Origin of the sequence: Microcoleus sp. PH2017_35_SFW_U_B, from assembly GCF_020737865.1 — a bacterium.
Taxonomy (GTDB): Bacteria; Cyanobacteriota; Cyanobacteriia; order Cyanobacteriales; family Microcoleaceae; genus Microcoleus.
Window position 1 is genome coordinate 40668 of the sequence record NZ_JAEQDE010000030.1, and the last position, 23845, is coordinate 64512.

General features: G+C 44.9%; 19 protein-coding genes. 8 read left to right on the plus strand and 11 right to left on the minus strand.

Features of this window, described 5'->3' with window-relative positions; genetic code table 11:
• Positions 1–206: 206 nt before the first annotated feature.
• The gene (locus tag JGK36_RS07055; protein ID WP_293196582.1) at positions 207–1943 is read right to left on the minus strand and encodes a pentapeptide repeat-containing protein; all 1737 of its coding nucleotides are present in this window, start codon (positions 1941–1943) and stop codon (positions 207–209) included.
• A 110-nt stretch (positions 1944–2053) separates the two neighbouring features.
• Between JGK36_RS07055 and JGK36_RS07060 the strand changes: the two genes are divergently transcribed.
• Positions 2054–2839 (plus strand): ion transporter, encoded by a 786-nt coding sequence (locus JGK36_RS07060; protein WP_293175420.1) that lies wholly within the window; start codon positions 2054–2056, stop codon positions 2837–2839.
• 253 nt (positions 2840–3092) lie between these two features.
• Here JGK36_RS07060 and JGK36_RS07065 read toward each other — a convergent pair whose 3' ends face one another.
• Both JGK36_RS07065 and JGK36_RS07070 read right to left on the minus strand, forming a co-directional pair.
• Positions 3093–4469, minus strand: coding sequence for an ATP-binding protein (locus JGK36_RS07065; RefSeq protein ID WP_293175418.1), 1377 nt, complete (start codon positions 4467–4469; stop codon positions 3093–3095).
• A 113-nt stretch (positions 4470–4582) separates the two neighbouring features.
• Positions 4583–5938 (minus strand): ATP-binding protein, encoded by a 1356-nt coding sequence (locus JGK36_RS07070; RefSeq protein ID WP_293175416.1) that lies wholly within the window; start codon positions 5936–5938, stop codon positions 4583–4585.
• Between the two features lie 25 nt (positions 5939–5963).
• Between JGK36_RS07070 and JGK36_RS07075 the strand changes: the two genes are divergently transcribed.
• Positions 5964–6212: a hypothetical protein gene (locus JGK36_RS07075; RefSeq protein WP_293196584.1), complete on the plus strand. Its 249-nt coding sequence runs from the start codon at positions 5964–5966 to the stop codon at positions 6210–6212.
• 380 nt (positions 6213–6592) lie between these two features.
• Here JGK36_RS07075 and JGK36_RS07080 read toward each other — a convergent pair whose 3' ends face one another.
• The 5 genes from JGK36_RS07080 to JGK36_RS07100 form a co-directional block, all read right to left on the minus strand.
• The gene (locus JGK36_RS07080) at positions 6593–7159 is read right to left on the minus strand and encodes a hypothetical protein (protein WP_293175414.1); all 567 of its coding nucleotides are present in this window, start codon (positions 7157–7159) and stop codon (positions 6593–6595) included.
• Positions 7160–7293: 134 nt separating this feature from the next.
• Positions 7294–8862 (minus strand): hypothetical protein, encoded by a 1569-nt coding sequence (locus tag JGK36_RS07085; protein ID WP_293196586.1) that lies wholly within the window; start codon positions 8860–8862, stop codon positions 7294–7296.
• A gap of 198 nt (positions 8863–9060) precedes the next feature.
• Entirely contained in the window at positions 9061–10443 is a 1383-nt protein-coding gene (locus tag JGK36_RS07090; protein WP_293189492.1) for an oligosaccharide flippase family protein, read from the minus strand.
• Between the two features lie 265 nt (positions 10444–10708).
• The gene (locus JGK36_RS07095; protein ID WP_293175408.1) at positions 10709–11497 is read right to left on the minus strand and encodes a TIGR03943 family protein; all 789 of its coding nucleotides are present in this window, start codon (positions 11495–11497) and stop codon (positions 10709–10711) included.
• Between the two features lie 136 nt (positions 11498–11633).
• Complete coding sequence (locus tag JGK36_RS07100) at positions 11634–12710, minus strand: permease (protein WP_293189491.1); 1077 nt, start codon at positions 12708–12710, stop codon at positions 11634–11636.
• A gap of 562 nt (positions 12711–13272) precedes the next feature.
• Between JGK36_RS07100 and JGK36_RS07105 the strand changes: the two genes are divergently transcribed.
• Positions 13273–14733 carry an ATP-binding protein gene (locus JGK36_RS07105; RefSeq protein ID WP_293189490.1) on the plus strand — a complete coding sequence of 487 codons (1461 nt, stop codon included), beginning with the start codon at positions 13273–13275 and terminating at the stop codon, positions 14731–14733.
• Between the two features lie 177 nt (positions 14734–14910).
• Here the strand turns inward: JGK36_RS07105 and dnaN are convergent, their stop codons facing one another.
• On the minus strand, positions 14911–16050 hold the full coding sequence (gene dnaN / locus JGK36_RS07110) for a DNA polymerase III subunit beta (RefSeq protein WP_293175402.1): 1140 nt from the start codon (positions 16048–16050) through the stop codon (positions 14911–14913).
• Positions 16051–16267: 217 nt separating this feature from the next.
• Between dnaN and JGK36_RS07115 the strand changes: the two genes are divergently transcribed.
• Positions 16268–16558, plus strand: a complete 291-nt coding sequence (locus JGK36_RS07115) for a hypothetical protein (RefSeq protein ID WP_293175400.1) — start codon at positions 16268–16270, stop codon at positions 16556–16558.
• 227 nt (positions 16559–16785) lie between these two features.
• On the opposite strand, the gene JGK36_RS07120 is transcribed toward JGK36_RS07115, so the two are convergent.
• Complete coding sequence (locus tag JGK36_RS07120; protein ID WP_293175398.1) at positions 16786–16995, minus strand: hypothetical protein; 210 nt, start codon at positions 16993–16995, stop codon at positions 16786–16788.
• A gap of 519 nt (positions 16996–17514) precedes the next feature.
• Between JGK36_RS07120 and JGK36_RS07125 the strand changes: the two genes are divergently transcribed.
• Positions 17515–18465, plus strand: a complete 951-nt coding sequence (locus JGK36_RS07125; protein ID WP_293175396.1) for a diiron oxygenase — start codon at positions 17515–17517, stop codon at positions 18463–18465.
• Positions 18466–18467: 2 nt separating this feature from the next.
• On the plus strand, positions 18468–19193 hold the full coding sequence (locus JGK36_RS07130; RefSeq protein ID WP_293175394.1) for a glutamine amidotransferase: 726 nt from the start codon (positions 18468–18470) through the stop codon (positions 19191–19193).
• A 324-nt stretch (positions 19194–19517) separates the two neighbouring features.
• Here the strand turns inward: JGK36_RS07130 and dnaA are convergent, their stop codons facing one another.
• Positions 19518–20888 (minus strand): chromosomal replication initiator protein DnaA, encoded by a 1371-nt coding sequence (dnaA, locus tag JGK36_RS07135; RefSeq protein ID WP_293175392.1) that lies wholly within the window; start codon positions 20886–20888, stop codon positions 19518–19520.
• A gap of 1038 nt (positions 20889–21926) precedes the next feature.
• Between dnaA and JGK36_RS07140 the strand changes: the two genes are divergently transcribed.
• Entirely contained in the window at positions 21927–23171 is a 1245-nt protein-coding gene (locus JGK36_RS07140; protein WP_293196588.1) for an HhoA/HhoB/HtrA family serine endopeptidase, read from the plus strand.
• A 101-nt stretch (positions 23172–23272) separates the two neighbouring features.
• Positions 23273–23806: a peptide deformylase gene (def, locus tag JGK36_RS07145; protein WP_293175388.1), complete on the plus strand. Its 534-nt coding sequence runs from the start codon at positions 23273–23275 to the stop codon at positions 23804–23806.
• Positions 23807–23845: the final 39 nt, after the last annotated feature.

Sequence of the window (23845 nt, forward strand, 5' to 3'; positions counted from 1 at the left end):
AGATATTTCGTTTCAGCCCGCAGATTCGGCAAAAAACCCGGTTTCTCAGAGTCGCAGTGCTTAAATCCAGTACAGGGGCCAGAAACCGGGTTTTTTCGCGAAAATATGGGTTTGGGGCGACAGATTCGGCAAAAAACCCGGTTTCTTTAGTCGCAATGCGTCACTCCAGAAATATAAGGATTGAAGTTTTTATTACACACATTAATTTATTTGCGAGTTCTCTTGTAAGTTCTGCCGTCTGGCATAATTGCGCCCGTTAGTTTTGCACCTTCCATCTTTGCTCCTGTTAAGTTTGCTCCCGCCAAATTAGCCTCCTTCAGATTAGCTTTCTCTAGGTTTGCCATTGTCAAGTTTGCCCCGCGCAAGTCTGCTGAAGTTAGATCGGCTTCACTCAAATTGACACCACTCAAGCTAGTTCCACATAGATTGAACCACCTTAAGTTTTGCCCGCTCAAGTTGATGCTATCTAGGGTTAATCCGACCAAACTTACCCCAATAAGATTAACACCTCTCAGGTCAAGACCTCTGAGGTTAGCTCTCTTCAAGTTAGCTCCAACAAAGCTTACACCTGTGAGGTTAGCGACCTTCAAGTTAACGTTCGTAAGGTCTACTCCCATAAAACTTACACCTGTCAATTCAACGCCTGTCAGATTAGTAGCACTTAGGCTTGCGTTGTTTAGATTTGATTTGCTTAAATCTGCTCCTGCCAAATTAGCACTATTTAGATTGGCAGAAGTTAGGTTAGCACTATTTAGATTGGTAGCAGTTAGGTTAGCAGCCGCAAAATTTGCCCCTGTTAAGTTTGCTCCACTGAGATTTGCCCCTGTGAGGTTTGCTCCTGTGAAGTTTGCATCGCTTAATATTGCTTGACGGAGATTCGCTTGAATCAGTTTTGCATACTCCAATTTTGCCTTAGTTAGATTCGCACTGCTTAACTTTGCCTCTATCAAATCAGCTTGTTGCAGATTGGTTGAGCTTAAGTTTGACTCTTGCAGGTTAGCTCCAATCAAGTTTGCCTTGACTAGGTTGGCATTACTCAGGTTGGCATTACTCAGGTTTGCTTGACTGAAACTAATGGGAGATTCCAGAATTTTTCCGCTCAAATCCACTCCTGCTAAGTTAACGCCTGTAAAATCTCGTTCTCCGTCTCTACACCGCCGCCAAAATTCCTCAGCAGTCAGTGCCGGTTCCTGACTTTCTTGAACTGAACTATCTACATCCCCATCTACTTCCACATTATCCGCATTCACAGGATTAGCAACAGACTCTCCCGCAGCCACTTCCTGCAATTGCTTATCCACCCGATCGCAAAAACGCCTCAAAACCTCAGCATCATCAACCTTCCCACCAGCATTCGAGCTTTTATCAACCGCATTCTCAACATGATACTTGTCCACAAAACTTTGCAATCCAGCATTATATCCTTGTCCTACAGCCTGAAATCTCCATTCACCATTCTTTCTGTACAAACGTCCAAACTCTAAAGCCGTTTCTTGCAAAAAAACCTCTTTTAAATTATACCGAACCAGTTCGCTACCAGTCTTGAGATTGTAAAGCCGGATAAACGAATTTCTGACTTGACTAAAATTTTGATTATTTGCCTGTCCCTCGTGAATGGTAACAACAAACACAATTTCCTCAACAGCAGCATCGATCAGACTCAAATCCACATAAACCGTCTCGTCATCTCCCTCGATTTGTCCAGTCGCACTGTCTCCCGAATGTCGCACTGCACCGTCTGGGGATGTCAAATTGTTGTAAAATACAAAATATTTTTCGTCGGGAATTCGACCGTCAGCGCCTAACATGAAAACAGATGCGTCAATGTCGTAATTTTGTGCTGTCTGGCTGACTTGCCACCCCAGGGCGATCGCAACTTTATTGAAATCAGGAGCTTCCTTAGAAAGATTAAATCTGTCACCCTTCGTTAATTCGATAGTCATCTTCAATAATTACCTGATATTTGAAATTAGCGCTTTAAATATTTTAAGCTATTAGTTAGAGAGGATACAACAATATTGTGTCCCTACCCAGCCTACAATACAGATTATTTATGTTAAACCGGAAACAAATTGCATTTTATCTAGAAGATATTGAAACGCCCACAGGGAGAACCGTTAGTTTAATTATTACCGGACTAATTCTCCTCTCTTCCGCCAGCTTTATCGCTGAAACTTATCCGATTTCCCAATCCGTTAGAATCAAATTACAAACTCTCGACACCGCCCTTTTAGTTGTTTTTGCTGTCGAGTATTTACTGCGACTTTGGTGCGCTGACTATAAAATTAAGTTTATTTTTAGTTTTTTCTCTATCGTCGATTTGCTGGTGATTTTACCATTCTTTTTTGGATTTGTCAATGTCAGTTTTATTCGGATTTTTCGCTGGTTTAGAATTCTTAGACTCATCCGCTTTCTGGAATTGAAAAATTCTGTTTTTCGCATCAGCAGCGAAGATGGAGTGATTTTTTCCAGAATTCTGTTTACTTTGCTGGCGATAATTTTTGTTTATTCTGGTTTGATTTATCAAGTTGAACATCCCGAAAATCCTGAAGGTTTTGGGACTTTTTTGGACGCTGTTTATTTCTCGGTTGTGACGATGACTACGGTGGGATTCGGTGATGTTACTCCGATTTCGGAATCTGGTCGTTTTCTGACTATTTTGATGATTGTGACGGGGATTGCTCTGATTCCTTGGCAATTGGGGGATTTGATCAAGCAGTTAGTTAAAAGTGCTAATCAGGTAGAAACTGTTTGTACGGGTTGCGGTTGGTCTGTACATGATGCTAATGCTAAATTCTGTAAAATATGCGGCACTCAGTTAGATAATGGTAAGAGGTAATTGCGAATGGGGCATTGGGCATTGGGCATTGGGCATTGGGCATTGGGCATTGGTGGGAGCATCTCAGTTTTGCATTCATAGTGCGAGCGTCCCCGCTCGCGATTTGTATAATAATACGCGAGCGGGGACGCTCGCACTATAATCAAAAAAATGCTTTTTACAAAACTGAGATGCTCCCGACCTTGGGCATTGGTTATTAGAACCAAGCAATAACCAATAACTAATAACTAATAACTAATAACTAATAACTTCTTTAAGCTAAGGGTAACAAGATTTCAAATTCGGTACCGGTGCCTAATTGCGATCGCATTCTGAAGGCGCCGCCGTGTTTGCCGGTCACTATTTGATAGCTAACGGCTAAGCTCGTTTCTTTGAGGGCGCGTTTTTCGGTAGAGAATGATTCTAAGATTTTATTGTACTTGTTAGGTGACATTCCTGGGCCGTTATCTGCTATGCGAATCGAAACCCAGCGAACGTGTAATTTATCCAAATCACTCGCAGGTTCGGGACAGCAGACTTGAGTTGTGATTTCAATTTGAGGCTGGCGCTCGAAGTCTTTTATTACTCCACCTTTGAACTCTTTCGCCAATTCTTGACCGACTGCTGCGTTAATTAATGTATTAATAGAATTGGTCAAGATATTCATAAATACTTGGTTTAGCTGTCCTGCATAGCACTGAACTGGCGGCAGGTATCCGTAGTTTTTGACTACTCTGATTTCCCTGGTCAAACGACTTTTGAGCAGCAAAAGTATGCTATCTATGTTGGCGTGCAAGTCGGCTGGTTTGGGATAAACATCGTCGATGTGGCAAAAGTTTTGCAAACTGCTTGCTAATTTCCTCAAACGTTCGGCTCCGGCTTTGATGCTGGTAACTGTTCGGAGAAAATCGTTTTGCAAAAAGTCATAGTCTATATCTTCTTTTAGCTGTGCTATTTCTGGCGGGGGATTGGTACAGTGCGCGTCGTAAACTGAGAGCAACTGCATTAAGTTTTTGCTGTATTCGCTGATGTAGGTTAAATTGCCCCAAATGAAGCCTACCGGATCTAAAATTTCGTGGGCTACTCCGGTGACTAAACGACCTAAGCTGGCCATTTTTTCGCTTTGAATCATTTGAGTTTGGGCTCTTTCGTAGCGGACTTGAGTTTCTATGCCGCGAATTTGCCAGTAGGCGATGTTTAGTGCGTGAGGATCTAAGAGCCGGTAAGATTGGGAGTCGATTTGGACTACGATTGGTTCTGACTGCAATTCGGGCGATCGACGCAGAGCTTGTTGAGCCGCTGCCAAAATGGTTGTACTCTCTGCAAGCAATAATATTTCGACGCGAGCGTAACTGTAGAGAACCTTCAGCGGTAAGTGCAAAAATAGCTCGGGGCCTTGGGGTTTGAGCAAATATTCCAGCAGTTGTCTGCGGGATATCATCCCGACCAATTTTCCTGCTTCTATCAATACGGCTCCCGGGATTGGGCGATTCTGTTCAAAGATTTCGGCAACTACTACGGCCAAGCAGCTCGATTTAACCTGAAATTGATACAGGGGCAAATCTTGGAGGGTAGACTCTAGGGAAAGATCTTGATGGCTGCCTTCGGAGAGTGAAGGGCCGAGGAGTTTGGGACTTAATGTATTTGCCACTGAAACTTTTAGTTGCCGAAACACGCTCTTAAAGCAAAATGAGGACTTAACTACTAAGCTAGCCGATCGCGCTTAACTTGGATGGCCGAACCTGAAGGCTGTTCTTGAGTTAATCATGTTTTGCCAACGATCGGCAGGAGTATTTCAAATTCGGTGTGCTGGCCGGGCTGCGATCGCAATTTTAGTTTGCCGCCGTGCTTTTCTGTGATGATTTGATGGCTGATTGCCAGCCCCATACCGCTGCCTTTGCCTGCTGGTTTAGTGGTAAAAAATGTGTCAAATATGTGCTGCTGATTTTCTGGGGTAACGCCGGGCCCGTTATCGGCGATCCCAATGGCGGCCCACTTGCCCTCTGCGGTTTCTACCACTTTAGTCGTAATTTGGATTTGGGGCTGCCAGTTATCCGCGCACTCTGTATCTAGTTCGCGATCGGCTGCATACTCTGTCACGGCGTCTAGAGCGTTAACTAACAAATTCAAAAACACCTGACTCAATTGACCCGAGTAACCGTTAACTAGCGGCAGTTCGCCGTATTTTCTTACCACTTCTATGCCATTTTTAAAGCGATTTTTCAGAATTAACATTGTAATCTCCACGCATTCGTGAATGTCTATTTCTACTGGCTTTGTCTCATCCATGTGAGAGAAGTGGTGCAAACCGTTGACTATTTTTAGTAATTGTGAGGCTCCCCACTTCATGCCTTCTAAGGTGACTGGCAAATCTTCTTGTAAAAAATCAAATTCTATTTCTTCTTTGAGGGCATCAATTCGGGGACACGGTTCCGGATATTCTGCTTCATAAACCGAGATTAGCTGAAGCAAGTTTTCAAAATAGGACAGCAGAAAAGTAAAATTTCCCCAAATACAGTTGAGCGGATTTCTAATTTCGTGGGCTACACCTGCTACAATCCTCCCCAGACTCGCCATCTTTTCGGTTTGGATAAGTTTGGCTTGGGTTTGTTCGTGGAGCAATTTATTTGTCAATTGATGAATTATTGATTGAGCAACCATTAATTGGTGTACGTCTAACAGTCTGTAGGTCTGGGGTGCCACTTCGACTACTACAGGTTCGTAAACTAATTCTACTGATCTGTAAAGCGATTCCTGGGCGGCTTCTACTATTAATTTACTGCTAGGAAGCACCAGTAGCTCTTGCCTGGAAAATCTGTACAATACCTCTATCGGTCGCTTGAAAAACATTTCTAACCCGTAGCGACGGTTAACTTTTTCAAAAAATTGACGCCTGGATATGATGCCGACAAAAGTACCCATATTTGTCAACATGACACCTGGAAGCATGGAATTTTCTTCAAAAGCCTGGGCTACTTCTTTTGCCTGTTGAGTTAATTCTATTTGGCAGTTGTAGAGAGGCAAGTCGAGGAGAGTTGATTCTAAGGAGATGTTCCAAGTACAAATTGCAGGTATGTGTAACACTGATAACTCCGAGCTAATCTGATGCACAGCCAACATAGATGAAACTCCTGTTAAATTTTGTATGATGGATAACTTTAGTTGCTATTTATTGGTAACTGGTAATTGGTGGTGGGTAATTATTAATTTAAAAAATTACAGCAGCACCGGATTGGAAAACTCGATCGCCCTGGCATTGTCTGCTAAAGATTTGGTTTCTGAATCAATGTTAAACGATCGAAGCTTTTGTGGAACTTACGGAGCTTTGTTATTAACTTTTTACCATGATATACCATGCGATCGCCTGTTTTCGGAAATCTTAAAAAATCATTAAGGCACTTTGGTTATGCGTTATACCATTTTTGGGTGATGGTAGGGAATTGGAGAGCAGCGATAGCGGGCAATTGGTGAATATATGGGCATGGATCGAGGGATCTAGGGGGCGGATGGCGATCGTCCAATCCGCGCCCTAAGGGCAAAGGTAAAATCGGAATCAGCCAGAAGCAAGAAGCAATCAAATGCAAGGGTTTCAGGAATTAAGAAAGTCCTAACCGTCGGGCGTTGCTGCCCTACCACTCTAAATAAATGCAACTTTAGGGAACTTCCCAACTCCGATTACCGTCTTACTACCGTTTATTTTTTGCAATTTACAATCTGCAATCTGCAATCTGCAATCTGCAATCTAAAATCTAAAATCTAAAATCTAAAATCCTCTCAGGGTTCCACCTCGGGCCAGAGGCGTTCTAGCTGATAGCGCCAAGCGCCGAGAGTCTGTTCGCGAGACTCTCGCCCGAGTTCCATTTCGCCCATCAATCCCTCTGCGTAAAAACGATCTAAAGTCTGAAGGGTGGTTTCTATGGATTGTCCCTGCATCTTGGCTGCTTTGATGATTTGACGGATGCGGCTTTCGATTAAACCGCCGAAAAAGTCGGACAAACCTTGTTCTTGCAAAGCTAGCAGTCTGGTGATGGCGGCCGAGAAATCGGCGGCGGCGAGTGTAGCGCAACTGTGCTGAAACACTCCCCACAAAACGTTTTGATGTATGGCGTAGCGAGTTTCGAGGGTGGTGTCAAAGTTAGCTTCTAGCAGTTTCTCGAAAAACGGTTGAGCTTCTTGGGCATCGGCGATGGGTAGCAAAATCCGCAACCAACTTCCGTCTTCTGAAAGCAGGACTAAAAGCCGAAATTTAGGGGTTTGGACTTGCCAAGAAGTGGCAGCAGGCGTCTCAACATTTTCGCCAAATAAGTCTTTAAGGGTATTACTAATTTCTTCGGGAGTCATGGTAATTTTAGATTTTAGCTTTGAGATTGTAGGCTGGGGAGTTCTTTTTAAAGTTTTTGATGTTTACCACATACTTCAAGTATGGCTTAGTATCAAGTGAATCTAAAATCTAAAATCTAAAATCTAAAATCTGTTTACGGCAGCCAGCGGGGGTGATAGCCGGCAAAGGGAAGTTCTTCTGGCTGTACTTTTGCGGGAGAGTTGTCTGCGGGTATTTCTAATAAGGGTAGCAGCCAGAGGCGACTGGTGGCGATCGACTGTCCGCTATCGTTGCGGGGAGTGTCTGCTGCTGTGGGTTTTGCTGTTGTGACTGATTGGTCGAAAATTAATGCCAGCCCGTCGGGAGATAAACTGATTTGGGTATCTAGTTGGTTTGGCAAAACCAGCAGCGGTTTGATGGTTCCTACCAAACGAGTGCCCTCTTTTTTGAGGTCGATGGCGGCGATGAAAGGCTGTTCTTTGTAGCTTGCGGTTTTGAGGCGTTCGGCTAGCAAGCAGTAGAGACGCTGGAATTGGTTGTCTTTGTCTTTGCGCGGATCGAAATAAACGGCGATGATGCTACCGGGAATCCGCAGTATTTCTTGTTCTGCGCCTTGGTTGTCTAAAATAAAGAGCGATCGAGTGTAGTCGCTGTTGTATTTAACGTAGGCGGCGGCGGAGTTGTCGCGGGCCATCCCCAATACTTGTTCGTATTTCGGCAAAAATTCTACTGGATCTGCTTCTGGTTTGAGGGGGACGATCGCTAATCCTTGTTTTTGAGATATTACCATCGATTTGCTGTCGGGGCGAATCATAAAATCTCCGCCTTGTTGGTTCTCCAAGGGTTTGGGCGCGACTTTTTCTTCCAAAATCCAAGGACTGAAATCGCCGGGATTGCGGCGGTTGACGCGCTGGATAATGATGATTTTTCCGTCGGCTGAGAGGTCGAATTTGAGGTTTTGGTAGTCTTTGGAGTCTAAGAGTTTGTCGATTCTACCTGCTGGTTGTGCTGGTTGGGCTTGGGATCCGGGGGATTGTGGATTGAGGCCGGTGGTGACTGTAAATAGTTCTTGATTTAGGGTGCCGCCTGTGCGGGCGATCGATCGATCTGTGGCGGAGAATAAAATGCGATCGCCCTCGGGATACGGTTTAAAATCGGTGACAACTAAATCTTTGGGAGTCAGCGGTATCGGTTTCGAGTTGCTGCTGCTGAGATTGACTAGCATTAATCTGCTTTCTGTTTCGCCTTGAACGCCGATGTAAACAAAAGCTCGATCGCGGCTGCGGAAGGAACTGCTAAACGGTTGAATTGGCGTTCCTTTGTTTTGGTTGTTTTCTCCAAAATACTTGTCGGTGGCGCCGGCGAGTTTTAAGGTGTAGGTAACACCGTAGGGTGCTGGATCTTTGAGGGTGTAGGCCATGCGCCTGCCGGCCCAACTGAATTTACCTGGGAGGGGCGGTTCTAGTTTTAAGTTTTCCTCGACGGTGGAGTGGTTCATCGGCCGAAAGAAGTTGAGAATAAAGCCGGTATCTGCGGCGCCGATTTGTTTGTTCTCCCAAGTAAAATCTCGCACTCTGGGCGCTGTGCGATCGCCACTCAGCAGCAGCAGTCCCATTAAGACGCTCAGCAGTAGGATGAGGAAAATCGCTACCTGGTCGATCGGCTGTTTGAATTGCCCAATAGCGAAGGATGAAGGATTAATTTTTTTGTTAAAAATACTCACAAATGTTTCTCTCCTTTTCCTGCTGTAAAATTAACCGCCCATTTTTTCTATTTCATTCAGGCCAGGACGCGCTTCCAACTCTTAGAAAGCTATTTTTTTCACCAACAGTAATGGCTGCTACTTCTTTTTGGTTAGAAAAAACTCATTTTTGAAAGTTGTGGTGTGTCTTGGACTGAATAAAATAGACCTATGAAAAATCTACCTATATTTAAATATGTCATGAGTTCGTACCAGATCCTCGGGTGATATTTTATCGATAGGTAGTCCGCCACCCAGAGACTTTCTCACCAAAAGTATGATTGCTAGTGTCCCTAAAAACATTGCTGTCAACTTCATGTCCTCCCAAAAACAAGTTAGCCCTTCTTTCCTAAGACCGTAGGTAACTACTAAATAAGTAGGAATGTCACCGACAGCTACAGCAATCACAGCACCTAAATTACCCATAAAATGATATCCTACTGGGATGCCGATAGCGATACTCAAGAAAGTTGCCAGATTGCCCATAGCTGCGTACTGAGATTTTCCGATAGCTAACAAACAAGAACCCATCAAATTGTGGATAGTCGTGTGCCAAATACCTAAAGCCAAGATTGGCATCATCCAAGATGCTGCCATATACTCTTTCCTGTACAGTGTTAAAATTATCTGATCTCCAAAGCTCACAAAAATTGCTAAGCCTAGGGCTAAAGGGATCAGAATCAAGTTGCGGTTTTTGAGGATTTTGGCGCGCAATTCCTCGCGAGGTAAGTCTGCTAGCATCGAAATCGAGGGAAAAATTACCCTACCTGCGAGGGCGATCATTACTTGACGGGGCATATCGCCGAGGGTAAAAGCAATGCCGTAAATGCCCAACATTGTTAAACTAAATATTTTTCCGAGAACTAGGCGATCGGCTTGAGAACACAGAAAATATAAAATTGTAGACAAAAATATCCATTTTCCATACGAAAATATTTCTTTAACTGCCTCTCGCTCCCAAGCAAAGCGGTTTTTATGACCGCGAATCAAAAAATGGCTCCATACTAATTCCACTACAGAGCCTACGAAACCCCCTGCGAGGATAGCCCAGATACTGCGATCGAACCATGCCCAAACAATCATGACTGTAGTAGAAATGACCTGTATGGCCAATTCAAACATTACTACGTTCTTAACTGTCATTTTGCGTTCGAGAATGGATACGGAAGTAGATTTAAATCCTCCTATGAGAGTAGTTAGACTTATGACCGGAATCAACCACAGGAGACGGGGTTCTCCATAAAAAGTAGCGACTGGCCAGGTGATTAAAATTAAACAAAACCAAATAAAAACACTGCGAATAACTTGCATTGTCCAAGCGGTGTTGAGAAATTCTGGTTCTTCTCCACGCTTGTTTTGGATGATACTTGGGCCAAGACCTATGTCTGTAAATAGGTGGACACCTGTGATAAAAACGTAGGCTAGACCCATTAGACCAAATAGTTCTGGTAACAGCAGGCGCGTCAGGATTAGGTTGCTGCCGAATCGGATAATTTGACTGCTTCCATAGCTGGCGATCGTCCAGAAAGCACCTTTAAGCGCTAATTTTTTTTCAGATGACATATTCAGATGACATATAGGGAGAACTTATTTTCTAATTACGAGTCTAGTTGCTGAATTTCCTGTTGGCAACTGCTACAGGATGTTGCTGCTACTTTTATAGCTGACTTTACTTGATGTTAATTGTCCTACGGAGGACGGGCTCTTCTGGCCCATGCCACAATCTCAAATACAACAGATTTCAAGTCGCGAGATTAAAGTTGCCCACTGGCGGGATGCCCATCTCGCGATCGCCAAGGTAAAATTTAATCTCCAACTTGCTGGCTGTCTAATAATCATAAGGGTTTTTAGGCTCGGGAATCGATCGGAGGGAGGATGCTTGAATAATTAATTTGCGCTTGCCTTGCAGTTCTTCTACGATCGTCTCTCCTTCTATTTCTAGCCAACTGTCTGGGGCGAAGGCGGTGCGACTTTGACCGATCGGTAATTTTACCGGCAACCCGATCGGATAGGCGTCCGCCGCGCAGCAGGTAATGATAAAACGCCCGATCCACATATATTGTTCTGCTACCTTGGGCGGGTGAATCACAAATCCTTGAACCTTGACTTTTTGACCTCTATATGTATCGGGTTCGGGATTGAAATTTAACAGCCGCACCCATTCGATGAGCGATCGCCTTTCGGGTTTTGTAGTATTGCGAAATTCTTGGGGTTGCAGTCTGGTGATGGGCAGGGATTCGGTGAGGCCTCGTTCGAGTGCTGTCTGGCTGGTAAATGTGCGTGGCGTTACTGCTAAACCGATCAATGCGACGCTCAACATTAAGGTGCTGCCGATACTGGGGGGAAATAAAGTAATGTGTTCAACTTCTGTACTTCTGAGAGATTTATTTGCTGGCGATGTCCGGGATTGCTTTTTGGCGCGATCGACCTTTAAGAGTTCCCAAGTTTTTAACCCGCCAATAATCATTAAGCCGATTCCTCCCGCTACAGTCAACCCAAAGTAATTCGGGTGAATGAGAATGCTTAATTTCCCGGTGATCCAATATTTGAGGAGTAATATTCCCCACGCTAAGATAGCTAGGGCGTCCAGCCAGGGGCTAATTTTCTTGAAATTCATTTTTTAAGAGTCATTAGTCATTGGTCATTAGTCATTAGTCATTGGTCATTAGTCATTGGTCATTAGTCATTGGTTATTGGTCATTGTTTATTGGTCATTGGGAATCTCTAGTTATTTTTCCGTCTAGGCTCATTTATTAACCTAGATACAAATTGACAGCGAGGGTCATTAAAAATGTTAACTGAGCTGCCAAGACCATTAAGTAAATTACAGAGCGACCTTTAAAAATAGATAGCATTAAACCGATGCCTTTGAGGTCAATCATCGGGCCGAAAATGAGAAATGCTAACAGCGAACCGCTGGTAAATGTGGAAGCAAAAGAAAGGGCAAAAAAAGCATCTACTGTAGAACAAATCGATACGACTGCCCCTAATAGCAGCATCGCCAGAATCGAAGAAACAGGGCCTTGGCCGAGGTTGAGAATTAGTTCGCGGGGTGCGCCAACTTGAATGATGGCGGCGATCGCACTTCCGACAACCAACACTCCTCCCAATTCCCGCAACTCCTGTACCATAGTATCTAAAAGCAGGCGCAGACGCTCTTTAGAAACGCGGTGGAACATCGAGGAACGTTTCGAGGTTTTGTCAGTTTTGCCTGTTTTTAAGGGCTGTCGCTGGTCTTGTAGCAAAGATTCGATCGGCACTGCACCGCCCTGACCTAGCATAAAAGTTCCCGACTGCAACAGTAGCGGAGTGTCGGCTGGGGCGAGTTCTGTTTCGGACAACTCTGGTTTTGGGAGAGGAATCGCGCGGGCTACAGAAGGGTGTAACAGAGGTCGCAAATCTGTTTGGACGCTGAACACCCAGCCGATAATTGTGGCTATCAAGAGAGAAAAGACTACCCGCAAAACTACAATTTCGGGCTGATCGCGAAATGCCGTCCAAGTCGCCCAAATTACCACGGGATTGATGGTGGGGGCCGCGAGTAAAAAGCCGATCGCGGCTGGTGCGGGAACTCCCTGCATTAGCAACCTGCGGGCTACGGGGACGTTACCGCACTCGCACACCGGAAACAAAAAGCCGATCGAACTACCCATCAAAGCCGCCAGCAGCGGGTTTCGCGGGATGCGGGATACGAGTTTGCGTTCGTCTACAAAACCCAGCAGCAAACCTGAGAATAAAACTCCCAGCAGCAGAAAAGGTATTGCTTCTACTAACAAGCTGAGAAACAGGGTAAAAGCATTGTTTAACTGATTCGTTAGGACTGGTTGCATCGATCGCCTACTGGTAAATTGCTATCTCGTTACACGTATTTGGCTGAGCCCCTGTAGATCATACCTTCTTCACAGCGCTAAGTTAAGATTCAGTTAAAACTTTTTTGCGATCGTCCTCAATCTTATAGCAATCATTAGAATTTCCAGATTCTGGTAAGGACACGGCAGTGCCGTTTCCCTACAGATGCTCGCCTACAATCTCTATGTTCCCATATTTAATTAATTATTTTTCAGCCCTCTCAGGTTATTGTTAACAATAGGTTAAGACTATAACTCAAGGTTAATTAAGAGTTAAATACTCGAACAAAGCGTTAATACCCCTCAAGCCAATATAAAATAAAGTCAGGCATAATTGCCAGGGCGCATCTATCTCGGTCATACTCGAACTTGCCTAATACTGGAAGTGGTAAAATCTCATTTACCACCGTAAGTTTTTTGTGTAATTTAAAATTCCGTTTCCCAGGAGAATGTCGGCCAAAGCACTCAGCTACTCATCGACTGAGCTTTGGTGGCTAAATATCTGTTGGCAAATATAACCCCAAAAAAGCGTGCTGATGAATTTATGTTAAATACCTCCTGCATAGAAAGACCAGTCCAACCGCTCTCCCAGGCTGACTTAGGAGAACTTTCTTTAGATTCTACTCTCGTGGAATTGTCGCTTTACGCTTTTAACGTAGAAGCTACGGATTTGGGAATGCAAATTTCCCAGATGTTAGAAGCCAATCCGCTGTTACCGGGAGTCATTTTAACCGATCGAGGTGAATTTGCGGGGATGATTTCCAGGCGGAGATTTTTAGAATTTCTCAGCCGTCCTTTTGGGCGAGAATTATTTTTAAAGCGACCTGTGAGGGCTTTGTACCGCTTTGCCCAAACTGAGACTTTAATTTTCCCCAGCAATACTTTAATCGTGGATGCAGCCCGGAAGTCGCTGCTGCGATCGAAAGAACTGCTTTATGAACCAATTGTCGTTCAAGTGTCGCCTCAAAATTATAGTTTGGTAGACGTACACGAACTGCTAGTAGCCCAATCTAATATTCACGAACTAGCAACAAAATTACTGAGACAGCAAACTCAATCTCAACTAATTCAAACCGAAAAACTAGCCAGTTTGGGGCAGATGGTTGCTGGAGTTGCCCACGAAATTAGAAACCCCGTCACCTGCATCAGCGGAAATCTCGGTTTTTTGTCAAACTACTCAAAAGACATCTTGCAATTGCTGACTGCTTACGAACAAATTGTCGGCCCTAGCGCACAAATTGACGAACTCAAAGAAGACATAGAATTTGATTTCTTACAAGAAGATTGGGCGGAAATTCTCAAAAGTATGAAGGTTTCATCCGAGAGACTGACGGAACTTGTCACCAGCCTGCACACCTTCTCTCACATGGACGAAACCCACTTGAAAGAATCTAATATCCACGAGTGTATTGACAGTACGCTACTAATTATGAAAAACCGTCTCAAGTACGGGTTTAAAGTAGTTAAAAGCTATGGAAATTTGCCTTTGGTGAAGTGTTATTCTGGTCAGTTAAGCCAGGTATTTATGAATATTGTCAGCAATGCGATGGACGCCTTGGAAGAGCTAAAAGGAACCAAAGGTTTTGTACCTGCGATTACTATTCAAACTGAGGTAATAAACAGTGCTGACGGAGACTGCGTAAGTTCAGAATTAATGCAAAATTATGTTTTGGGCGATGGCGTCCCGCCCCGCAAGCTACGACAAAATGCAAAATTGCGATCGTCCGCCAGCCAAAATGGAGACTTCAGCCCAGAAGCAGCGGGAAAAAATCCCAATAATGCTTGGATAGCAATCAGAATTGCCGATAACGGGCCGGGAATTGCGCCCGAAATTCAGCGGCGGATTTTTGAGACATTTTTCACTACTAAACCAGCGGGGAAAGGTACTGGTTTGGGTTTGGCAATTACTCATCAAATTGTTACGGAGAAGCATAAAGGTAAGTTGAACTTGCATTCAACGCCCGGTACTGGTACGGAATTTGAGATATTGTTGCCATTAATTTGAAGGCAGTTGAGGATGAAGAATACCCGGCGGTTGAAACCGCGTCTATACAACCAAAACCCGCCTCCGCGGGTTGAAGAACGAGTTGTTAAAATTACGTTTTATTCTTCAGTCCGCGGAGGCGGACATCGTTTGTGTAGACGCGGTTTCCAACCGCCGGATCCTATCTTCTTCCAGCAATTAAGGTCGAAGCTGAACAGGCATTACTAAGAATGTGGCATTGACTCCGCCCAAAGGCTGAAAAATTACAGGGGCAAGAGCACCGTTTAATTGCAGTTGAATTTCGGGAGATTGAGCCGTTTTCAAAATGTCAACTAAGTATTTCACGTTGAAAGCAATATCTATGCTTTCTCCCGAAATCTGTGCCGCCATTGACTCTTTACCGCAGCCGACATCTTTGGCGTCTACTGACAAAGTAATTTCCTGATTTTCCTCGTCGATGCTACATTTGAGGATATTATTTTTTTGATCTGCAAAAACAGCAATTCTTTCGACTGCGGCTAAGAGCGATCGCCGCTCAAGAGTAATTTGCCGCTCAAAAGAGGGCGGAATCAACTGTCGGTAGGCGGGATATTGCCCTTCCAAGGTGCGGGTTGTCAGGCGCTGCTCGGCCCATTCAAACACTACTTGACCGTGTTCAAAATGTAGGGTGACTGGTTCAGTCCACTGTCGCATCACCAGCATTCTTTCTACTTCCCGCAATGCTTTAGCGGGTACAGTCACCTCAAATTCTTCTTCGGTTTCTTCACCTTCTGCTTTTTCGTTGGCAGTTTGAACTACTGCCAATCTGTGGCCGTCTGTAGCTGCAAATTCTAGGCAATCTTTCAGTACCTTTAAATGCACGCCTGCCAGTACCTGTTTTGCTTCGTCGGGGCTAGTAGCAAATAAAGTTCCTTTGAGTCCTTCTATCAAGGCTTCGGGCGGCAATTTCAGGATTGTTCCTGCTTCGATTGCCGGCAATTCTGGGAATTCTTCGGGGCCCATGCCTCTGACTTGATAGCTGCCAGAACTGCAAGTGAGACAAGCGACGGTATCTCCGGCTTCGTCTTCTAAAGTAATCTCTCCATTTGGGAGTCTGGAAACTATATCGTTGAGCAATTTCGCGGGTATGGTAAAACTACCGCCGCCAGTCACTTCTGCTGCAAAGCTGGTGCGAATACCCAAACTGAGATCGAAAGCTGTTAAGCTAACCCGCTGATTTTCCTCATCCGCTACTAAGAGCACGTTGGCTAGTACGGGATGTGTCGGGCGGGAGGGAACGGCCCGACTTACCAACGAGAGGTTGGCGTTGAGGTCACTTTGGGTGCAAACCAATTTCATGAGATGAAGGTTAATTAACCGGATTTGAGATAGAAACAAATCGTATCACAGAAAGTCGGTGGCTCGGTTTTTCTGTGTGTAGGTGTGCACACAGCACCAGATTCATTTTTAATTTGTTGAATTATTTTTCTGGGGTTCGCTCTGTGTAAACTGTGGAAAACAAAATTAAATGCTTGTCTGAAAAGGCTTGTAGTTGCTTTTTGCCTGTGGAAAACTTGTGGAAAAGCTGGAAAAAGTCGATCGCCCGCCCCTCGATCCTCAAAAACTTTTTTCAGCCAGAGAGTTAAGGATCTTTAGGGTGTCGATGATATCGAAGAATGTCCAGGTTAAAAGCATCCGTGATATTTTCCACAAACTTACGGTGATTTGTCCACAGGTTTTTCCACAGCTAATCTCAAATCCGATGCCACCGGATTTGAGATTACCCACAGTCAGGACACGACGGTGTACCGTTTTCCTACAATTGGCGATCGTTACATTCGAGCAAGACAAGCTGAAGTGCATTTAAATTGTATAGTCAAGTTTAAAAAAAGTTCTGTGGGGTGGGCCAGAAAGCCCGCCCGAAAAATACAATTTAGACGCGAAACAGCTTATTCAGCCGAGATATATTTGAAATTGAAGCAACGCCTGATATTACAGTCGCCAAACCTCGATATCATAGAATCCGTTTAACAAAAAAGTCGCCTCCCTACTTAAGCATCCAGCTAATTCTAGTGAGGACATCATTGTTTACCGTCAAAGCCTCAAACCCTTAAGTATATTGAATGCTTGATGAATATCAGATTCTGTAACTGCACCATATCCAAGTACCAAATAATAATTTGCCTCTTTTGCATCAGGCTCAAAGTAAGCTGCCCCTGACCACAAACCCACTCCTCGTTCTGCTGCGAGATCCACAATCTCGTCTGCGGGCTGATTAGGTGGAAGCTTAATCCAAAACTGCATACCACCACCAGGGAGTTGCCAACTCCACTCTGGAAACAACTCTCGTAAATACAGCGGTTATCAGAAAGATTCGCGGACGTTGTTGGGCTTGGGCCCTCTTGGTTTAAACGGTTATGTAAGCTGTCAGTTATACCTCATCTTTTTGAGAAAGGCTATACGTAGCGATCGAGTCTCGTTCTCGAACTTTCAACGAAACTTTTAGGACTAAGGGTAAGCATCCTATGGATAGTAACCACTAGAGGGTTTGCCCATACAAAGCACCATATATTTGGGCGTTGTGTTGATACTAGGATTGGTATCGCTAGATTTTTAGTATCCTTTTTCGTTAGAAATCATACAAGACGAAATATTCCAGCAATGGTACACTCAAAATATCTTTAATTGGAGCATTAGTTAGCTCCAATGACGCCACATCATATATAGTAGTAAATGTTTGTTACTAATGAAACGGAGTTGATTAGGAATTGTAAATATTTATTGCCTGTAACGTTGTTTCCCTTAATGTCAAGGAACTTTTTCATGATGACAGTGAACAAGCTAGGTGCATCTATCTTTCAGGAAAACTACAAAAGCCCTTTGGGCCGATGGAATGAATCAAGTTGGATACGGAACAAACCTCTTCGGGAAGGTAACATTGAAGGTTTACCCTTTTCTCCAGATCTCGTCCCGTTAGCCGATCATCCTGCCATTGCGTCAGATTCAACTCATCGGGTAACGGTTCTAGCTTATCGACTCCTTGCTCATTTACAATTCACAACTTTGTTGGAATTGAGTCATGTCAATCCTGTTTGCAGCAGTCTGGCTCAAGGAAATGCACCCATTTTTTTAAGCACGCTTCAGCGCAATGATGCTCTGCGAATTTATTGCGATGAAGGAGGACACGCTCTCTTTGTTGAATTATTTTCAACTCAGGTGGAGGAGGCATTCGGACTCGATCGATCGGTTATTGGTCGTCCACACTTCGATCGCATCATCGAGAAAATTATTGCTGAACATCAAACTCGGCTGTCGCCCCATCTCATTCAACTGTTTTTTGTCACAATCTCAGAAACTCTGGTGACAAAGGTTCTTAACAATGTTCCCCACGATCCTCAAGTCTCTCCTATTGTCCGTGCGGTTATCGGCGATCATGCGGCTGACGAAGCGTTGCACAGCGTTTATTTTCGTGGCTTGTTCCCCATCCTTTGGCAAAGCCTTGGATCCTATGAGCAAGAGGAAATGGGACAATTACTGCCACAACTGGTATGGGCATTTCTGGGCCCCGATCGCCAACTCGAATACAGTATTCTGAGGCGCTTAGGCTTTAATGCAAAGGATTCGGAAGGAATTCTAGAAGAGGTTTACGTACCCAGCCAAATTGCTAAATTTGTTCGACAAGCTGCCAATCCAACCTTAAAAATGTTTGCAGCCGCTGGAGTGTTGGACGATCGTACAATTGAGCAAGTTTTCGCAGATTACGAATTGATTTAAGGGTGACTACTTTGAAACACGCCACTGTCATTAGACATATTGCCTTTGAGGATCTGGGAAGTTTAGTTGAAGCATTGAATCAGCAAAACTACACAGTCAGATATTTAGAAGCTGGATCGGATGATTTGACTCAGATCGATCGCAACACAAGTCTGCTGATAATTCTTGGAGGCCCAATTGGAGCTTACGATGAGCAGGATTATCCGTTTCTAATTGATGAGTTACGTCTATTAGAATATCGTCTTGCTAACGATTTGCCTACGCTAGGGATTTGTTTGGGGGCACAGTTGATGGCTCGTGCTTTAGGAGCGAAAGTTTATCCTGGATTGCAAAAAGAGATTGGATGGTCTCCTCTAAACCTGAGTCTAGCAGGTCAGCAAACACCACTTGCTCACTTAGCAGGAGATAAAACAGCCGTTCTTCATTGGCATGGAGATACCTTCGATCTGCCTACTGATAGCACTCATTTAGCGGCTAGTGCGATTTATCAAAACCAAGCTTTTTCATGGAAAAAAGGAGGATTGGCGTTGCAGTTTCATCCAGAAGTCACAGCTCAAGGATTAGAACGGTGGTTCATTGGTCATGCGTGTGAAATTGGAGCAACGCCTGATATCACAGTCGCTAAACTTCGAGAGGATACAATTCGTTATGCTGGACATTTATCAGCTCAAGCAGCGAAGTTCTGGGAAGATTGGTTAGCGTCTTTACCGCAGGCTTTCAACAGTTGACAGTTGACAGTTGACAGTTGACAGTTTGAGAGTATATGTAGGGTGTGTCGCCCTAAACAATCTCTAAAAAAGAGTGAAAATCGGTGGGGCGACGCACCTTACACATTGGGTGAACGAAACAACCCTCCGTTTCACATCGCCCAACAATTTTATTGTTGCAACATTTTTTCACGCATGATATTACAAGGGCGAAGCATTTCGGTAGACAATTTATTAGTGATAACCAGAGATTGACTACCGAAATGCTTCGCCCCTACGAATATATTTGCACTCATTGAGATGCACCCGTCCGAATCCCTGTCATGGCTTCCTTCTTTCTTCTTCTTAACTTTTGCGGCTGACAGCGTTAATTCGATCGCTCAATTGACGCAAAGTTTGGGCTAAAGTCGGATCGGTATTCCGCAACTGAGCAATTTTGTCGCAACTATAAAGCACTGTCGTGTGATCCTTGCCGCCGAAAACTTCGCCAACCTTCGGCAAACTCAAATCGGTATGCTGCCGAATTAAATACATCCCGATTTGACGGGCAAAGCTAATTTCTCGCCTGCGGGAAACACCCTTCAAGTCTTCCACAGAAACATCAAACACCTCAGCCACAACTGCAATGACTGCATCGGGTGTCGCCTCTACGGTTTCAGTTTGCGGGTTCAAAATCGGGGTGATATTCTCCACAGTCATCGGCAAACCGGTAATAGAAAGATATGCTACGGCTCGAATTAAAGCACCTTCTAATTCCCGAACGTTGGAAGTGTAACTAGAAGCAATGTATTCTATGACATCTCGCGGCAGCCTCATGTTTTCATACTCGGCTTTTTTCTGCAAAATTGCCATGCGTGTTTCCAAGTCTGGCAATTGAATATCGGCAATTAATCCCATCGAAAATCTGGAACACAAGCGCTCTTGCAGGCGGGGAATCTGCTGCGGCGGGCGATCGGAAGCTAAAACTACCTGATTTCCGGCTTCGTGCAATGTATTAAAAGTGTGAAAAAATTCTTCTTGGGTGTATTCTTTGCCTTCGATAAATTGGATGTCATCTATTAATAAAACATCGGCTGCGCGATAGTGATCGCGGAAAGTTTGCATACTATCTTTGCGAATGGCAGCGATTAAATCGTTAGTGAATTTTTCAGTTGAAACGTAAAAAACTTTGGCGCTGGGGTCAATTTCTAAGCGATAATGACCGATCGCCTGCATGAGATGAGTTTTGCCCAAACCAACGCCGCCGCACAAAAATAGGGGATTGAATTCTCGGCCCGGAGACTCGGCTACTGCGAGGGCTGCTGCGTGGGCCATGCGGTTGTTGGAACCGACGACAAAGCGGGAAAATACGTATTTGGGGTTTAAATGGGCAGGTTTCGGCGGGTGTAGGGAGTGGCTTTCGGGGCTATCGGCGATCGGGGATGGCCAAATCATGGCGGAGTCGTTGCTACCACCTGTTTCATTTCCCCCGGCAATTGTCAAGTAAATTTCTACGGGATAGCCGAGAATTTCTTCAACTGCGTCGGCGATCGTTTTGACGTAGTATTTTTGCAACCAATTGCGAGCAAAGGGGTTGGGGGCGCTGACGATCAAACAGTTATTTTCGAGTTGTTCGGCTCTGGCAGTTTTGATCCACGTCTCAAAGCTAGGCCTGCTCAGTTGTACCTGGAGACGTTCAAGTATCTGATTCCACAGACTTTCGAGGGTAATGTCCACTGCTTACGTTTGCCGATCGGCATTCAAGAGATTCAATTTGTATTCTCACAGAACTCAGTTTAATCGAAGTGGCGATTTTGAATGTCGATCGATCGAGCGACATGGTGTCGGCTTGGGATCTGTTTGGGAACCCATATCTAGAGGCTCTGCCTCGTTGATAGTGGAGTAAAACAATTGCCCAAAATATTTTCCGTAACAATTATATACACGCTAAAGCAGTGTTAGACTCACCTTAACAAGCAAACAAGCGCCCCTAGCTGTTACTAGAGACGCTTTCGATCGCTTGTTTTTTTCAGAGCGACTGGCTGCCACCAAAAACGCTCGTCAATTTCCCATTTTTATGGTCTTTGTACAGACCAAGGAGTTTATATGCCGCTTCTAAAAACCTACAGAAATCTGTAAATCAAACTTAGCGGTCTATGTTTTGCCTAGAGCAAGTGCTATATGCTTGCCTTTTTGCTCAGGTTGGCCTACTCTTCCCAGTTAGAGACTGCCTTGATTAGCAGAGGACTTGAAATATTTGGTTTTTTGACGATCAGTTTGAGCCAAGTGTTTTTCTGTGGTTTTCATACCCAGTAAGCTTTAGCAACCCGCACTAATCAAGCGTTTCCCCAGTTTATCACAATTATTGTTGGTTTTCGTCAAATTCTGAGAAAACCTAGACAAACCTATGTATTTTGGCAACTGCCTAAAACCCTGAACAAAAAACACAAATAGCCCTTATTTCCCAGGCTCTTCCTCGCTTGTGTCTGATTCACGGGAGGTAGAGCCGATCGATTTATGTCCCCAAGTAGAGCCGGGAGACGAAAAAAAATGAGAAAAAATTTGAAACATGAGTGTAGATCAACAAGTTGTCTGAAATATTAACCTTAGCTAAAATCTACAATCGGCTGACCAAATTACTTTCGGTCAATGCTAGAGTTTAAGGGAGTCTGCCGATCGCCCAAAAATTTTGTTTGTGGCTCTGCGGATATAGCAGCTATCAAAGAGCTGCTAGGCAAGTATTTAAATTTGGCCCGAAAGCCTTAAAACGTCGCGATGAAGAGTTCTACTGGCAAATTTTGGAAGCAACCGGCAATTTACATATTGCTGCTGGTAACGGGAGCCGCAGCCGCCATGTTGGGCGATCGGCTATCGGTTTCTCAATTACGTGCAAATTCGGGGGATGCGGGACAAAGAACCGTGCAACCGAGATTGCAAGTGCCTGCTAGTACGAAGCCTCAAGCTAGCAGCAAAGTCTTGCCGTCTGTTCCCTTGTCGGGGGATGCGGCTAATGTGAATTTTATTGTGGCTGCGGTGGCCAAAGTGGGGCCGGCTGTGGTGCGGATCGATGCTTCGCGCAAGGTGAAACCGGGAAATAGAGGGGTTTCGCCGGAGGATTTTTTTGGTGGACAACCAAATTCGGGCGGCCGGGGCGGAATCGAACGGGGTACTGGTTCGGGTTTTGCGATCGGGACTGACGGCGTGATTCTCACTAACGCTCACGTTGTGGAGGGCGCGGATACGGTAAATGTCACACTCAAGGACGGCCGCAGCTATCAGGGGCGGGTGTTGGGGGCGGATAAGGTGACGGATGTGGCTGTGGTGAAGATTGAGGCGAATGATGTGCCTGTGGTGACGATCGGCAATTCTGATAAGCTGCTGTCTGGGGAATGGGCGATCGCGATCGGCAATCCTTTGGGTTTGGACAATTCGGTGACAGCGGGGATAATTAGCGCTACAGGGCGATCGAGTACCGAGGTGGGCGTACCCGACAAGCGCATTGGTTTTATTCAAACAGACGCTGCAATCAATCCGGGAAATTCCGGCGGCCCGCTGCTGAATGCTTCGGGTGAAGTGATCGGGATGAATACGGCGATTATTCAAGGTGCTCAAGGATTGGGGTTTGCGATTCCGATTCAGGCGGCGCAAGAGGTGGCGCAGGAACTGATTTCGACGGGGAAAGTCGAACACGCTTATCTGGGTATTGAAATGGCGACGCTGACTCCGGAGGTGAAGCAGCAAATTAACGGCAATGCTAACAGCAATTTGCGAGTTGCAGTCGATCGGGGTGTGGCGATTGTGAGTGTTGTTCCTAATTCTCCCGCAGCCGCCGCAGGTTTGCGGGCTGGAGATGTGATTCAAAAGATTAACAATCAGCCGATTATTCAGTCGGAAGCTGTTCAGGACTTCGTGCAAAATGCGAAGGTTGGCGGCAATTTGCAAATGGAAATCAACCGCAACGGGCAAATAGTTAATTTGAGTGTGAAACCGGGGAGTTTGCCCGTTCAACAAGTTCGATAATCAGTTGTCAGTTGGCAGTTGGCAGTTGGCAGTAGTTATTTAACAATAACCAAATAACAAATAACAAATAACCAATAACAAATAACAACTAACCAATAACTATGCCAGAAATCTTGCAAATTTCACAATTAGGAAATCCGGTACTGCGCCAACCGTCGCAAGTTGTCGAGAATGTGAAGGACGATCGCATTCAACAGCTAATCGACAACCTAATTTCTACCGTCCAACACGCGCACGGAGTGGGAATTGCCGCCCCTCAAGCTGCGATGTGCGATCGGCTGTTCATCGTCGCATCCCGCCCCAACCTGCGGTATCCCCAAGCACCGCACATGGAACCGACAGCGATGATTAATCCCCGGATTGTCGCTGCATCAACAGATACAGCCAAAGACTGGGAAGGCTGTTTGAGTATTCCGGGGATTCGGGGATTGGTGCCGAGAAGTAGGGCGATCGAAATTGAATACACTTGTAGAGACGGGAAACTCCACAGACAAGAATTGACAGACTTTGTGGCTCGGATTTTTCAGCACGAATACGACCATTTAGATGGGATCGTGTTTTTAGACAGGGTGGAAAGCACGACAGAACTGATGACAGAGGATGAGTATCAGCAGCAATTTGTTAAATTACTTTAGCTGTGCAATACTGTTAGCCGATTGTTACTCATTGTACTG

Coding starts and splice junctions, on each gene's coding strand:
- JGK36_RS07070 (WP_293175416.1), bottom strand. CDS start 5,938: ATGTTGGCTGTGCATCAGATTAGCTCGGAGTTATCAGTGTTACACATA.
- JGK36_RS07080 (WP_293175414.1), bottom strand. CDS start 7,159: ATGACTCCCGAAGAAATTAGTAATACCCTTAAAGACTTATTTGGCGAA.
- JGK36_RS07055 (WP_293196582.1), bottom strand. CDS start 1,943: ATGACTATCGAATTAACGAAGGGTGACAGATTTAATCTTTCTAAGGAA.
- JGK36_RS07075 (WP_293196584.1), top strand. CDS start 5,964: ATGATGGATAACTTTAGTTGCTATTTATTGGTAACTGGTAATTGGTGG.
- JGK36_RS07105 (WP_293189490.1), top strand. CDS start 13,273: ATGTTAAATACCTCCTGCATAGAAAGACCAGTCCAACCGCTCTCCCAG.
- JGK36_RS07090 (WP_293189492.1), bottom strand. CDS start 10,443: ATGTCATCTGAAAAAAAATTAGCGCTTAAAGGTGCTTTCTGGACGATC.
- JGK36_RS07125 (WP_293175396.1), top strand. CDS start 17,515: ATGATGACAGTGAACAAGCTAGGTGCATCTATCTTTCAGGAAAACTAC.
- JGK36_RS07095 (WP_293175408.1), bottom strand. CDS start 11,497: ATGAATTTCAAGAAAATTAGCCCCTGGCTGGACGCCCTAGCTATCTTA.
- def (WP_293175388.1), top strand. CDS start 23,273: ATGCCAGAAATCTTGCAAATTTCACAATTAGGAAATCCGGTACTGCGC.
- JGK36_RS07100 (WP_293189491.1), bottom strand. CDS start 12,710: ATGCAACCAGTCCTAACGAATCAGTTAAACAATGCTTTTACCCTGTTT.
- dnaN (WP_293175402.1), bottom strand. CDS start 16,050: ATGAAATTGGTTTGCACCCAAAGTGACCTCAACGCCAACCTCTCGTTG.
- JGK36_RS07140 (WP_293196588.1), top strand. CDS start 21,927: ATGAAGAGTTCTACTGGCAAATTTTGGAAGCAACCGGCAATTTACATA.
- JGK36_RS07060 (WP_293175420.1), top strand. CDS start 2,054: ATGTTAAACCGGAAACAAATTGCATTTTATCTAGAAGATATTGAAACG.
- JGK36_RS07120 (WP_293175398.1), bottom strand. CDS start 16,995: ATGCAGTTTTGGATTAAGCTTCCACCTAATCAGCCCGCAGACGAGATT.